Raw genomic sequence first — 14271 nt, 5'->3', positions numbered from 1 at the left:
AGCTGGAACGGTAATGGCAGCGATAAATACAAAGAGGATTACACTTATGACGGCAATGGCAATATCCTGACGCTTCAGCGGAATGGTTCTGGAGGTAGTTTGATGGACAGCCTGAGCTATACCTATAATAAGGTTAATGGAAAGTTGCAGAACAACAGATTGTCGCAGTTAAATGATCTGAGTGGCTCGGGCAATCAGAGTGGTGAATTGCCTGCAGGGTTAAGGAATTATGGCTATGATGCCATAGGTAACCTGATCGCTGAGGGTAAAGCAGGAGAGAACAGTAGTGCCATTGAGTGGAATGTATACGGCAAAATCAAGAAAGTTACGCTGCCTGATGGAAGTATTATTGATTATACTTACGATGCCGCTGGAAACAGGGTGAGTAAAAAGCTTGGTACTTTGACCACCTGGTATGTACGTGATGCACAAGGTAACTCCCTGGGTGTTTATGACAATGCAGGTAGTGTGACAAACTGGAAAGAACAGCAGCTTTATGGCAGCAGTCGTTTGGGGATGTGGAAACCAAACTTTAACTTAGCTACGGATAGTGGCAAAATCAAATGGAATGATGTCAACCTAAAGTTCTTTGAGTTAAATAACCATCTGGGCAATGTACTCGCAGTAGTTTCTGATAATGTAAGTTTTTCAGGAGGATCTCCGGTTCCTGATGTGATGAGTGCACAGGATTATTATCCTTTTGGGATGATACAACCTGGAAGATCCTTTAGTTCGGGTAATTACCGTTATGGGTTTAATGGTAAGGAGAATGACAATGAGGTAAAAGGAGATGGTAACCAGCAGGATTACGGGATGCGGATCTATGATCCGAGGGTAGGGAGGTTTTATAGTACGGATCCACTTAGTTATCGGTATCCAGATTTAAGTACGTATCAATTTGCTAGTAATAGTCCAATAGAGAATATTGATCTTGATGGATTAGAAAAGGTAAGTGCAACGATGGAAGCTGCAAAAGCAGCAACGAATAGGATTATTGTTAAAAAAGCGGAAGAAGTAGGAACCAGATTCGCTGTCGATCAGGCGGGTAGGCTTATACAGCAGGGAAGTCGCGGGGCTTTGGCCGAAGCTCTTGGAGGTGCCGGTAGGATGCTAGGTGCGACTTTGGGGACAGTTATAAATGTTTTAATACCTGTTCCCAACGATCCAAATGGAGGTACTGAAGGAGCTTGGTTAAGAAAGAAACGTGCTGCTGCGGATTTACATGCGACTATCAACCATCTTCAAATATTCACTAATGATCCCTCTACCTTATCGGATCAGTACTTAGTGCAAGTCCGTGAGCGTTTAGCAACGGGTAAGGCGTATGCTTCTGATTATAAGTATGCTCAAGAGGCAAATTCAAGATTTGGCGGACAGAATAAGTCAGACATTGAGGTAGGACAGGGAGTCGTCTATTTAAGGATTGATAAAACAGGAAGTCTGAAACCTTATATTGGTCAAGCTAAAAGTTTGAGTCGATATGAAGCTAGACAAAAAGAACACGATAGGGCAAATCCAGAATCAGATTTTACATTTACAATCATTAACTTGGGAAGTCCTGGTTTAGACTTAAACGAGAAAGAACAAGAGGCACTAAATGCTTTGGGGGGACCAACAAATAAAGGTAATCGAGATGGAGGTACCTCTAATAAAAAGAATGTTATTAAGCAGAATAAAAATGGAAGTTAAAAGAAAACCGCTAAGGTTAAAAGAAGGAGATGTATTTACCGTTCCTATAGATGAGACAACAAAAGGTTATGGGCAAATTGTTAAAATTCCAAATAAATCTAAGTTGCTCATTTGTGTTTTTGAAGGTAGATGGGATATTAATGAGGAACAGGAAATTTCTAAGATGGTGAAGCAGCCAATTCTTTTTCTTGGTTTTACTTCAGATGCATTATTGTTTCATAGGAAATGGGTGATAATCGGAAATATTACGACTAATCTACCGTCTATTACTATGCCCCTCTTTAAGTTGGCATTTCCTCCGGAAACTAAATTGGTCAACTATAAATTAGAGATATTGCGCAAGGCAACTCCATTAGAAGATAAATTGTTGCCATTTCAAAGCAGTAATTCACCAATAGGATATCAAAAAGCTTTGCAAGCCTATTATGATCTGCTGGACTATGATTTAGGGAAAGAATTCGAATATAAGCATATCGTTAGCACATTAATTAAATTGAATTTGCTTTCAGATTAATATCTGTTTTTAGTCTGTTGGGAATAGAGGAGATGTTAATTTCTATTAACCCTATTTCAGTGTTTAGTTTTAATATTTTCATTATCTTTACAGTGCGAATACAGTTGGACAAATCCAGCAATAATTTTTATTTACAATATCCCAGGCAAACCGGTGAAAGTCCGGCAACTATTCGGTTTTCCGACTGTGTTCGCGGTGACTTGGGCATTATTTTTCTATTATGCGAACACAGAAAAATCAAACCACTACTTCAATCTTCCGGCCAAAGGTCGACCAAGTTAAACAGCCCAACAAAACATGTACATGTGGTGCATGTGATCCACCAAAGCCAAAGCTTCCCGCCGGAATGCGACGCCTTAAGATTCAACAAAAATTTATCACACAAGTAAGATCATCTACGGTAGTTCCTATGATTACATTAGCAGGCGAGTGGTTACGTAAATCAGGGTTTGAATATCAGAGCCATATCATTATCATAGAAAAAGAAGGGCAGTTAATTATTAATCTTGATACAGCGTGAGCGTTTCGTCAATAAAAATCATCAGAATCATTAGGCTATTTTTATGAAGTAGCCTTTTTTCTTTTCTAATCTGCTTTGATAACCTCATTACAAATAAATAAACAGCGGTAAGGTAAACTTTGTAGCCTATCAGCCCTCAGAGGCCGGCCAAGACGATAAACATGATCAATTTTATTATGCTTACAAATATGACGATGAAAACCGGTTAACCGAAGCCTGGAGTGGGGTGGATGCGAATGTGGTGTCTTATGGTATTGGCAGCAAGCTGAACCTGGTTACCGGTAAACAGGATGCAAGTTATCGCTATTATCTTCATGGCCCATTGGCCAGGGTTGATTTAGGACGTGAGGGGCATAAAGTGCAAGGCCTGGATTATGCCTATACTTTACAGGGCTGGTTAAAAGGTGTGAATGGTAATACGCTTCAGCCTGGCAATGATCAGGGTGGAGACGGTACCAATGGCAGCCGGGAGAGCTGGAACGGTAATGGCAGCGATAAATACAAAGAGGATTACACTTATGACGGCAATGGCAATATCCTGACGCTTCAGCGGAATGGTTCTGGAGGTAGTTTGATGGACAGCCTGAGCTATACCTATAATAAGGTTAATGGAAAGTTGCAGAACAACAGATTGTCGCAGTTAAATGATCTGAGTGGCTCGGGCAATCAGAGTGGTGAATTGCCTGCAGGGTTAAGGAATTATGGCTATGATGCCATAGGTAACCTGATCGCTGAGGGTAAAGCAGGAGAGAACAGTAGTGCCATTGAGTGTGTCAGTTCCTCCATTGTTTATTTGAAAGGCATATCCTGTCGGATCAAAAATTTCACCTGTTTGTGCTTCTCTATTAAATGCTAGAGTACCAAAGTAGGGAGATCCTCCCGGACTAAAACTTATGCCTGTACCTGAACCTTTAATTGTTAAGGGGGAGCCTGGATTTGTTGTTCCTATTCCTACGTAACCATTGGGGTCGATTAAAACCCGCGCAAGGTCATTTGTGTTGAATTGTAAAGTTGTGTTTGCAGTTACCGTGCCTAGTATAGCTTGTGAGGCTGTCGCTGTAAAGAATCCCCTATCAACTCCATTATTTTGAAGGATTAATGAAGAATAGGAATTATTTGTATTAATAGTAAGATTTGTTCCTGGATCTAGAACTGAACTTGGATTTGCCGTACCAATACCAACGTTTCCACTTAGGGGGAAATTGTTCTGTGAAAAACCGACAACTGCATAAAATAACAGCCAACTAAAAAATAGAGTTCCTTTCATGTTAAGTTCAATGATGTATTGTATTTAGTATAAGGTTGATATTATTTAAGCTTAGATTTCAACTCTGCTATTTCTTTGTTTTGCTTTTCATCTCGTAATTCACTTTGTTTCTTGAGCTCAATCAAATGCAAAGTCAGCTCCTCAATCTTCTGCAACAGTTTAGCATTCATTTCGCCTAAATCAATTCCATTGGCTTTGACTTCTGCTGCAGAAGGGATTCCAGGCAAATGCCCATTTTCTTTGATATGCTTTTCTGTTTCCTGAAGAGTCGGTAACGAATAAGAATTGGTGAATACATAGTCGGGCCAAGGGGAAGCTTCCACTTTAATCTCCTGAGCCCGGATTTTGCCATTAACTGCTAAACGGTAATCCTTAGGATCATTTGTTCCAATCCCAACATTTCCACCATTGGGATTAAGTGTAATAGTCGTATATGCTCCAGAATAAGCCTGAGATTGCAATTCAGCATAATTGGATGAAGTATTATAGGCCAATGATAATCTTTTCTCAGGGTTAGTTATCCCGCTAATTATCACTTGTGAATTAGATGGTGCTCCAGATGTATTTGCATCTGACTGAATATGTAACTTTGCTTCAGGAATTGTACTTCCTATCCCTACATTGCCCCCCTGTGTTTGCAATACTAAGTTACCTGCTCCAATACCTCCTTTAACAACCTGAAATAAGCCATAGTTACCGATACTGTTGACAAGTCCCAAAAGTTGGATTTGATAAGTTGATCCGTCGGTAATTCCAAAATCATAATCAGTCGAAGAGTTACCAGTTAGGGTACCTGAAGATCTAATGGTCAGTTTTTGCAATGGGCTTGATATTCCAATCCCAACATTTCCACTTGCTGGAAACGTATTATATTGAGCGGTTGAAATTAGAGAAGAAAAAGCGAATGTGATTAAAAGGAGACAAGGTTTCATAATTATTTTAGTTTTGATTTTAATGCATTGATCTCAGCTCGAAGTACCTTATTTTGATCATCATTTTTTTTTTTTATCTCAATTAAATGCAAAGTCAATTCTTCGATCTTTTGCAATAGTTTCGCATTCATTTCTCCTAAATCAATTCCATTGGCTTTTACTTCTGCTGCGGAAGGGATTCCGGGCAAATGTCCTTTTTCCTTGATGTGCTTTTCCATTTCCTGAAGCGATGGGAGAGGATAAGATTTAGTGAAGACATAATCAGGCCAATCAGTTGCCTCTATTTTGATTTCATGTGCATGGATTTTACCATTAACTACAAGTTTTTCTGATGGACTAGTAGATCCTATTCCTATATTCCCATTTTGAAGTATCGTCATTCTGGTAGAGTATGTTGTTCCATCATAATCTCCTATTGTAAGTTTGCCCTTACTACTGGGAACTCCTGATGGAAAATAGATACTATGCTCATATTGGCCGCCCGACATGTCTGTACCTAGTCCCATCCATCCATTTGGATCAGCGTCTAGTCCATATACTTGTAATCTCGGTGAACCAGAATAGCCCCCGCTAATCATTATGGCAGGCTGGGCTGATGTTTTTTGCACCTGAAATTTAAACTGAGGTGTGGTCGTACTTATGCCGATATTTCCATTATCTGAATTGATATAGAATGATGTGCCCATCCAGGTTGCATTTGATTTACTCCAACCTCCAATAGCAAAGTCTCTCTTAGTATAAGTTAAAGCGAGAATATCAGGGTTTTGATTCCAAGCACCTGTTGTTGCAAGCCCTCGTCCGAGATAACCGATAGCGTTGGAGCCTTCTTCGATAGAGATTAATGGAAATACATTTGTTTGTGCAAATGAAATTGCATGTAATAATATTAATATAATTAAAAGAAAGCTCCGTTTCATAAGTGTTTTATATTAGATTTTAGTGCGTTGATTTCAGCTCGAAGCACTTTATTTTGATCATCATTAACTTTTTGCTGAATTGTATTTTTCTTTTCCATTTCAATTAAATGCAAAGTCAATTCTTCGATTTTCTGCAATAGCTTCGCATTCATTTCTCCTAAATCAATTCCATTGGCTTTTACTTCTTCCGCAGATGGAATACCCGGGAGGTGCCCTTTCTCTTTAATATGCTTTTCTGTTTCCTGAAGCGATGGGAGAGGATAAGATTTAGTGTAGACATAATCTGGCCAGTTATTTACTTCAATTTTTATTTCCTTTGCCCTTATGTTTCCATTTACCGCAAATTTATAACCTCTAGTATCATTAGTTCCGATAGCGACATTCCCACCGTTTATAATAAAATTTCCACCTTCAAGGGTTAATCCTAAATTATCATAACCCACGCCGTCGTTATAGCCTAGATACGCTATACGACTACTACCTGGTTTCCACCAGTTAATATATCCTTGTGTTGTTGGCCCTCCAGGATTTATGGATAAAAATCCATCTGTCGGTATACTGCTTCTTATACTTGTTATTCCGTTAATATGTAATGTTGTGGAAGGCGACATTGTCCCAATGCCAATATTTCCATTTTCAGGAAATGTATTTGTTTGTGCAGAGGATGGTTTAAAAGAAATAAATAAAAGGAGAAAAAGTAATATGTATTTCATTTTACCTTTGGTGAAAATTGAGAGCATAAAGAAGAGCGTTAATTAAACGTAATTTATATTAACTAAATATATTGGTTGTTTTTCTAATAATAAAGCATAGCTTGATAATTATCTTTGTTTTTTTTCTACTTTTAAGAGGCGTTTATTAAGCATTTCATTTTCTTTTTTCATATCAATCAAATGCAAAGTCAACTCTTCAATCTTTTGTAACAACTTTGCATTCATTTCGCCTACATCGATACCATTAGCTTTTACTTCTCCTGCAGATGGGATACCAGGTAAATGGCCTTTTTCTCTAATGTGTTTTTCTGTTTCCTGGAGAGTAGGAAGGCGATAAGATTTAGCGAAGACATAATCTGGCCAGTTGATATTTTCTACTTTGACTTCCTGAGCCCGAATTTTTCCTTTAACAGATAGTTTTTCTGTTGGCAATGTTGTTCCTATCCCTACATTACCTGAGAAAGTAGTCTGCCCACCAATAGCAATAGTTGCTCCGTTTATAGATACATTACTATCCGATCCCATGAACACTTCTCCTGCACTATTTTGCAAAAAGCCAGTATTAAAATCTTTATGGCCAAATCTAGCAAAAGTACTATTCGTCACCCACGGACTTATAACGGCGCTACCGGATGTTACTTTTCCTGCAAAATCACCTTGTAAAGCGGTTATGCTTCTTGAGAAAGTTACGTTATCATTGCTTGCTATCCTTAATGGTGCTGTTCCATTTTCAGCGTTATATATAAAGAAATCATTGGCATTGTCAGTTCCTAAACTTCTGCCTAATATATAACCACTAGCAACATCTCCTGCTAAATTTCTTAGATCAATAGAACTTTGGTTTGTACCTTGTAAGCGCATGCCTGTTGTTATCACTTTTCCTGAGAAAGTAGTCGGTCCACCAATAGCAATAGCTGCTCCGTTTATAAACACGTTATTATCGGATCCCATGAACACTTCTCCTGCACTATTTTGCAAAAAACCAGTATTAAAATCTTTATGGCCGAATCTAGCAAAAGCACTATTAGTCACCCACGGACTTATAACGGCGCTGCCGGATGTCACTTTTCCTGAAAAATCACCTTGTAAAGCGGTTATGCTGCCTGAGAAATAACCTGTACCATCAACATCTAGCTTAGCTAATGGGGTGGTTGTTCCTAGTCCTACATTGCCATTAGCTAAAACTCTTATGCTTTCGTTTCCTCCTGCAAACATTCTCAGGCTTCCATTCTCTCCTAAGATAGAGGCATTATTTCCAGAATTAGTCCAAGATATCCCGAGATTATTTCCATTAAAAGCAATACCGTTGGTAATAATATTCCCCCTATCAGTAACACTCTGTAACGTCTCTCCTCCTGCATTGATACCCATATAGCCTTGCGCTTCTGCTTGTGGTATTGGCCGCCATCCACTTCCATAATATCCCATTAATCTAGAAGGAGAATCACCCACAACATCAATGTTTGTAAATATTTGAGACGTCCATAATTGACTATTTGTAGCTGTAGTAGCGTTACCAGAAATGCTGTTGTTTATGGTTGATCCATTGTTTATGTCTAAGAAAGTTTGTGTAGTTGATTTTGTGGCAAAGCCTAGATCCATTCCCCCTTGATACGCTACCAAATAAGGCGATATAGCGCCAGAAGCACCTGTGAAATTAAGCCCCTGCCATGTTGTTGAATTAGTTGACAATGTAGACGTAGCAGCATTACCTAATATACTGTTGTTCAATAAGGCACCGTTGTTTACATCTGCAAATGTTTGAACGAAACTTTTACTAGAGTATCCCACATTTCCAGCCCCATGATAAGCTATGAGATAAGTATCTACAGCCGCATCAATGCCATCAAAATTGTTTCCAGCCCATTGAGTAGAATTACTAGACAATGAAGGAATTAACGCAAACAAACTATCAATCTTCGTTTTTGGATAGACACTTCTGTACTTGAACGGAGCTGTACCGTACCACAATAGCCCATCAGGGCTAAGGTAGGTCTCGGATCCATAAGATTTACTATTAGTCGGTAAAGACGGTGAGATTTGACTTTTACTGATTATACTACATGTAATCAGAACTAATGTTGCTATGAGCGTTTTTTTCATTTTTATTAATTTCAAAATCGGGGTTGTAAATTCTAACATCACCAGTATTACTCATCCTTGTGGGAGGGGGGATTCATGAAAATTTTTATGGTTGCTTTTTTTCTAATTTTAACAATCGTTCATTGAGCTTAATCAAATGCAAAGTCAACTCCTCAATCTTCTGTAATAACTTCGCATTCATTTCGCCTAAATCGATTCCATTGTTTTTTACCTCTTCTGCGGATGGGATACCCGGCAAATGCCCTTTTTCCTTAATATGTTTTGCTGTTTCTTCAAGTTCAGGAAGACGATAAAATTTAGTGAAGACATAATCAGGCCAGTTGATATTTTCTACTTTGACTTCCTGTGCCCGAATTTTTCCGTTAACAGATAGTTTTTCTCTTGGCGTTGGTGTTCCTATGCCTACGTTGCCTCCCCCTAATGCTATACTTATATTTCCAGATGAGTAAGCATTTAGATATAATGGATCACCTTCTAATACCAGATCAGTAGTACCGTAGATAGAACTAGTTCCAGATGCCCTAGTTATCTCTATTTGATTGGTCTTTATATTCCCTATTTTAGCTGTAGGAGCGGCTACGTTTCCATAGAAAGCAGCATTTACTGTCCCCGTGGGTACCGTTAATACATTATTACCTATTCCATTAGCTAAAAGAAAATCAGTTGATGATCCTTGTCTGGCTGCCAGAACAGTCCCTGATATTGCAGTGTTAACTATAGTTCCTGCTGTAGATGTTCCAGTACCCCACGCTAAGCTACCTGAGAAAGAAGCATTACCATTCCTATTAAGTGTAGCGGCTGCATTAAAGGAACTACCATTATAGCCATTGAAAGTTAAAATATTTCCGGAAGTGCCTATATCCCATAAATCATTATTTGATAATCGTGCTCTTAATGTAGTGCCAACAATGTAATCATTAGCTAAAACGCTATTAGCAGATACAGTGCCTGAGAACTTACCTGTACCATTAACATCCAACTTAGCTGACGGTGTTGGTGTTCCTATACCTACGTTGCCTCCCCCTAATGCAATATTTATATTTCCAGATGAGTAAGCATTTAGATATAATGGATCACCTTCTAATACCAGATCAGTAGTACCGTAGATAGAGCTAGTTCCAGATGCCCTAGTTATCTCTATTTGATTGGTCTTTATATTCCCTATCCTAGCCGTAGGAGCTGTTAAGTTTCCTACGAAATTACCTGAACCATTAATATTTAGCCCACCATTTATGAAAGCTCCCCCGTTCACAGCAAACTTATATCCTTGGTAAGTTGTGTAACCTAAACTTAGATCTCCATATAAAAAGTTTGATCCTGGTGAAGTGGATATTAACGCATTTGTAGTCGTTGTCCCTCTATCCGTAACACTCTGTAAAGTTTCTTGTGAGATTTGACTTTTACCGATTATACTACATGTAACCAGAACTAATGCTATTGTGAGCGTTTTTTTCATATTAATTTTTAAAAATCGGTATTAGAGGAACCCGAATTGATTTCTGCACCGATTTAAGTTGTTGTCTTCAATTATTTTATGAAGTTTATTTATTTTTGATTTTGTTTGTTGTTAACGACTTCTAGGTTTAGGATCCGCTCATCTTGGATAATCATCTTCTTATTATAAGTTTCTATTATTTTATTCTGCTCAATCAAGTGCAAAGTCAATTCTTCAATCTTCTGCAACAGTTTAGCATTCATTTCACCTAAATCAATTCCATTGGCTTTGACTTCTGCTGCAGAAGGGATTCCAGGCAAATGCCCTTTTTCTTTGATGTGTTTTTCTGTTTCTTGAAGGGGCGGAAGACGATAAGATTGCGTGAAGACATAATCTGGCCAGTTGGTGTTTTCCACTTTGACTTCCCGTGCCCGAATTTTTCCGTTGACAGATAGTTTTTCTTTTGGCGTTGTTGTTCCGATACCCACATCGCCACCAAAAAAAGCATTCCCATTGTTGAAAATTTCAAATTGTGATATTGAATTTTTATCAACTCTAAAAGGTACCCCAGTTGAGTTGGATCCTATATTTACATATAGACCATGTGCTCCTGTTGTTCCTAAGTTTTGAAAAGTTCCCGCCCAATTGTTGTTCGAAGTGGCGCCTATTACAATAGGCTTAGTGGTTATAGCATTCCTATCAGTAACACTCTGTAAAGTCTCTCCTCCTGATGGTGAGCCTAAAGCCGTCCGCATTTGGGAAGTGGTACTATATCCAAAACTATTATTACCATTAACTCCGGTCATGAATAAGTCAGGAGCAGCTACTGCACCTACAAAACTAAGTCCATTCCATTGAGTGGTATTTGTAGCTGTTGCAGCATTACCAGTCAAGTTGCCATTAAATGTAGGAGCTGTTACGTTTCCTGCGAAATTACCTGCACCAGTACTTGTAACTGTAAACTTTGGCGTAGTCGTTCCGCCAAAGTATCTTAATGGCCCCGCCAAACCTGTATTAAAATTAACATCAAAAGAACCCAGCCCATCGGCCGACATATAGGTATTATTAAAAGTCAAAGTGCCTGAAATATTTGCTGAACCATTAACGTCTAACTTAGCTTTTGGGGATGTTGTTCCTATACCTACGTTTCCGCCTTTTGGCTGTAAAAGTAGGTTGTACGCTGTAGGGCTCCCATCAAACCGATTTGATTGAATCCAACTGCTACCGGATGAAGAATATACTCCAGCTTCCAGACCATATATTCCACCATCTGAGTTAGTCAAACCGATCGCGCCCGTAAAACTTCCTAATGTTGGGTAGGCATCCGAAGAATTTGTTTGCCTAATTGAAACACTATTAAGAGCGTTTGCACCTCTGGCTGCGACAGTACCCAAAGTCTCTCCTCCTGATGGGATGCCTAAATATTCTTTTATTCCTGCTGCATCAAAACGGTATGCGGTGCCGCTACCTAAATCGCCATAAAATCCTTGTAGAGGGTATCCAGTACTAAGTATGGCATTACTCCTATCGAGGCCATTCCATTTTCCAGCATCTGTAGCCGTAGCCGAATTACCGGTTGTATTTGCTCCAATAGTTTGTCCTGTAGCTAAAGCGTTAGTTACAGCAGTGGTAACGAAAGATGCGGTTGCGATACGTTCATTGTTAGACCCTGCCGTTGGTGTTGGTGCTGTTGGACTGCCAGTTAAAGCAGGCGAAGCTAAAGGAGCGTAATTACTTAAACCAGTCCATGGTCTCCAATAAGTTCCATCACTAGCCATTATGCTTACGGGAGTCGTACTAAACCCGGAATTAGCAAAATCTGCGCCGTCAACCCATTTTGAAGCGTATCCTGTTACATTTCCTACTACAGGCCCATTCCATCCATTAGCATCAATGTTACCCCAATTTACAGTTGCAGCGTTATCTTGAAAATATGTTTTACCACTTGACGCTGACGGCCTGATAATGGTATTGGTAGACTGTCCTTCAAGATTAGAAGTACTGCCGCCAATCGTTGTATTTCCTATTGTTATTGTATTCGTAGTACTTGCACCCCTATCAGTAACACTCTGTAAAGTCTCTTCCTCTGGGGAGCCGAGGAATTCTTTAAGTTTAGTAGATGAAAATTTATAAGCGACACCGTTAGCGTGAAACCCAACTATACCAGTGATATCATTTTCAGTAACACCATCAGCAAATGCGTTTGTAAACCCATTCCATTGTGTGCTATTGGTAGCCGTAGCCGCGTTACCTATTATACTGGCTCCAATAGTTTGTCCTGTAGCTAAAGCGTTATTTACAGCAGTGGTAACGAAAGATGCAGTTGCGATACGTTCATTGTTAGACCCTGCCGTTGGTGTTGGTGATGTTGGACTGCCGGTTAAAGCGGGTGATTCTAAAGGGGCATAATTACCTAACCCTGTCCACGGCCTCCAATAAGTACCATCACTAGCCATTATGCTAATGGGAGTCGTACTAAACCCGGAATTAGCAAAATCTGCACCGTCAACCCATTTTGAAGCATATCCAGTTACATTACCTACTACAGACCCATTCCATCCATTAGCATCAATGTTACCCCAATTTACAGTTGCAGCGTTATCTTGAAAATATGTTTTACCACTTGAACCTGACGGCCTGATAATGGTATTAGTAGACTGTCCTTCAAGATTAGAAGTACTGCCTCCAATCGTTGTATTTCCTATTATTATTGTATTCGTAGTGCTTGCACCCCTATCAGTAACACTCTGTAAAGTCTCTTCACCTAGGGAGCCGATGAATTCTTTAAGTTTAGTAGATGAAAATTTATAAGCGACACCGTTAGCGTGAAACCCAACTATACCAGTGATATCATTTTCAGTAACACCGTCAGCAAATGCGTTTGTAAACCCATTCCATTGTGTGCTATTTGTAGCCGTAGCTGAATTCCCCGTTGTACCGGCTCCAATAGTCTGACCTGTAGCTAAAGCGTTAGTTACAGCAGTGGTAACGAAAGATGCGGTTGCGATAAGTTCATTGTTGGACCCTGCCGTTGGTGTTGGTGATGTCGGACTGCCGGTTAAAGCGGGTGATTCTAAAGGCGCTTTTAAGTCTAGTTCCGTTTTCCTTACCACATCGGTACTACCTGAAGGTGCAGTTAATACCGTTGCAGTTGTTGCGGTTAAGTTACCAAGGAATGTGGGTGCTGTAACCGTGCCGGTTACAACCAAATTACCAGTCAATTTACTGTTGCCAGTAACTTGAAACCTATTTATATAATCATCTGTGATAGACCCAATAACAGTATTACCTCTAACACTAGATTGATCGGTGACATTTAGGTATATAGTACCGTTATATAGAGGGTTATCGGTTTGTGTACCATTACCGGCTCCTGGAATTATAAACACATTCCCACCTCTAGCACTACCTGGAGTATAATTATTACCTCCTTTAACTTGAGCCGAGCCTGCATAACCATTAGAATAAGAACTACCTCCTTTCAGTATAGCAACGCCACCTGCGCCAAATAATGGCGTGGTAGGGGCTCCAATGATATTACCCCCATCCCCTGCTGTAAATTCAAGATCAGCTCCTTTTCCAGCCAAATTAAAACTTGGAGTGCTAGTGTTTAAATCTCCACCATTCCCTCCAGTTATACTTATCTTTGGAGCGTTAAGTCCAACAACCGTCCCAGTAGTAGTTGTGTTGATCCCTTGACGACCCCCAATAACAACTAGCGGGGATACTGAAGCTGTAGGAGAGGTGCCATTAGTCCCATTAGCTGAATTAAGCGTTAATCTGCCATTCTTTGTTTCATTTCCCGTGGTATGTATAAGATTTGCATCTACCGGAATTGTAGGTGTACCGGTTAATTTACCGTAGGCCAAAGACGTTATCCAAGCCGGATCAGCATATAACCCTGTAGTTACCACTCCATTGGTCACAGTAGCAGCATTACCTGATATACTGTTGTTTATTAAAGCCAGTAAGCTATCTATTTTAGTTTTAGGGTATACTCCTCTATATTGTAAAGGAGCTGTACCGTACCACAATAGCCCATCCGGGCCTAAGTAGGTCTCGGATCCGTAAGATTTACTATTGGCCGGTAAAGTCGGAGAGATTTGACTTTTACTGATTATACTGCATGTAACCAGAACTAATGCTATTATGAGCGCTTTTTTCATATTAATTTTAAATAA

At 39.5% G+C, this 14271-nt stretch carries 9 protein-coding genes; 3 read left to right on the top strand and 6 right to left on the bottom strand.

The genetic code is table 11. The annotated features are described in order from the left end of the window. The 3 genes from FBD94_RS23115 to FBD94_RS23100 form a co-directional block, all read left to right on the top strand. A partial coding sequence (locus FBD94_RS23115) for an RHS repeat domain-containing protein (protein WP_136881978.1) occupies positions 1–1689 on the top strand: 1689 nt, incomplete at its 5' end. Then, positions 1679–2203, top strand: coding sequence for an Imm26 family immunity protein (locus FBD94_RS23110; protein ID WP_169472389.1), 525 nt, complete (start codon positions 1679–1681; stop codon positions 2201–2203). The genes FBD94_RS23115 and FBD94_RS23110, both read left to right, overlap by 11 nt. A 746-nt stretch (positions 2204–2949) precedes the next feature. Further along, a complete protein-coding gene (locus FBD94_RS23100; protein WP_136881975.1) occupies positions 2950–3579 on the top strand; it encodes a hypothetical protein in 630 nt (209 codons plus the stop codon). 452 nt (positions 3580–4031) lie between these two features. Here the strand turns inward: FBD94_RS23100 and FBD94_RS23095 are convergent, their stop codons facing one another. From FBD94_RS23095 to FBD94_RS23070, 6 genes are all read right to left on the bottom strand, one after another. Then, a complete protein-coding gene (locus FBD94_RS23095; protein WP_136881974.1) occupies positions 4032–4922 on the bottom strand; it encodes a tail fiber protein in 891 nt (296 codons plus the stop codon). Positions 4923–4924: 2 nt separating this feature from the next. Further along, entirely contained in the window at positions 4925–5839 is a 915-nt protein-coding gene (locus FBD94_RS23090) for a hypothetical protein (protein ID WP_136881973.1), read from the bottom strand. Next, on the bottom strand, positions 5836–6552 hold the full coding sequence (locus FBD94_RS23085) for a hypothetical protein (RefSeq protein ID WP_136881972.1): 717 nt from the start codon (positions 6550–6552) through the stop codon (positions 5836–5838). Before FBD94_RS23085 ends, FBD94_RS23090 begins: the two co-directional genes overlap by 4 nt. A gap of 108 nt (positions 6553–6660) precedes the next feature. Beyond that, complete coding sequence (locus tag FBD94_RS23080; protein ID WP_136881971.1) at positions 6661–8694, bottom strand: autotransporter outer membrane beta-barrel domain-containing protein; 2034 nt, start codon at positions 8692–8694, stop codon at positions 6661–6663. Positions 8695–8740: 46 nt separating this feature from the next. Further along, positions 8741–10111 carry a hypothetical protein gene (locus tag FBD94_RS23075; RefSeq protein ID WP_136881970.1) on the bottom strand — a complete coding sequence of 457 codons (1371 nt, stop codon included), beginning with the start codon at positions 10109–10111 and terminating at the stop codon, positions 8741–8743. Between the two features lie 89 nt (positions 10112–10200). Further along, complete coding sequence (locus FBD94_RS23070) at positions 10201–14256, bottom strand: beta strand repeat-containing protein (RefSeq protein WP_136881969.1); 4056 nt, start codon at positions 14254–14256, stop codon at positions 10201–10203. Positions 14257–14271 lie beyond the last annotated feature (15 nt).

Origin of the sequence: Pedobacter hiemivivus (genome assembly GCF_005144565.1) — a bacterium.
GTDB classification, from domain to species: domain Bacteria; phylum Bacteroidota; class Bacteroidia; order Sphingobacteriales; family Sphingobacteriaceae; genus Pedobacter; species Pedobacter hiemivivus.
Note: the sequence above shows the minus strand (reverse complement) of the source record. Positions and strands in the feature narration are given on the sequence as shown.